Origin of the sequence: Veronia pacifica, from assembly GCF_001707825.1 — a bacterium.
Classification (GTDB): domain Bacteria; phylum Pseudomonadota; class Gammaproteobacteria; order Enterobacterales; family Vibrionaceae; genus Veronia; species Veronia pacifica.
On record NZ_LYBM01000112.1, the window covers coordinates 1 to 773 of the forward strand.

Below are 773 nucleotides of genomic sequence, written 5' to 3' on the forward strand. Positions count from 1 at the left end.
ATCTAGACATTCTTTCGTGTGATCATCAACGATGGTCAGGCATTTGATACGCCTACCAGAGCTAAGCGCATCCATCACAAAATCCATCGACCAGGTTTGATTCGCACATGCAGGAAGCACCAGTGGCTCCCGCTCAATGAACAGTGACTTTCTGCGACGTCGCTTTCTCACTATTAACCCCGCTTCCCGATATAGCCGGTAGACCCGTTTATGGTTTACCTCAAACCCTTCTCGTCTCAACAGACGGTAGATCCGGCGATAGCCAAACCGACGCCGTTCGAAGGCGAGTTCTCTGATACGCCTTTTAAGCTCTCCATCATCAAGCCTTGGGCTGGAGGCGTATCGCTGAGATGCGCGATGAATACCGACGAGTCGACAGGCTCTGCGCTCTGATATCTTCAATGCATCCTGCATGGTATGCGCGGCCTTGCGCTTGTCATCGACGGTCAGTACTTTTGATTAAGAGCGACTTTGAGCGCTTCTGCATCCAACATCGACTCAGCCAGTAACTTCTTCAGACGTGCATTTTCTTCTTCTAAGGCCTTCAATCGTCGGGCATCAGAGACGTCCATACCTTGGTATTTTTTACGCCAGGTATAAAACGTCGCATCAGAGATGTTGTGCTTGCGGCAGAGCTCTTTAACGGAAACGCCGGCTTCTGCCTCCTTGAGAATGGTAATGATCTGCTGTTCGTTGAATCGCTTTTTCATGTTCATCTTCCTCGCTGATTGATGAACATTACTAAGTTAACGATGGATTAGAAAGCGGGGGCA

1 pseudogene is annotated in these 773 nt (G+C 49.3%); it reads right to left on the reverse strand.

From position 1 onward, the window contains the following. Nucleotides 1-710 (reverse strand): annotated as a pseudogene (locus A8L45_RS24295) (IS3 family transposase); the annotation flags it as partial. Between the last annotated feature and the right edge of the window lie 63 nt (nt 711-773).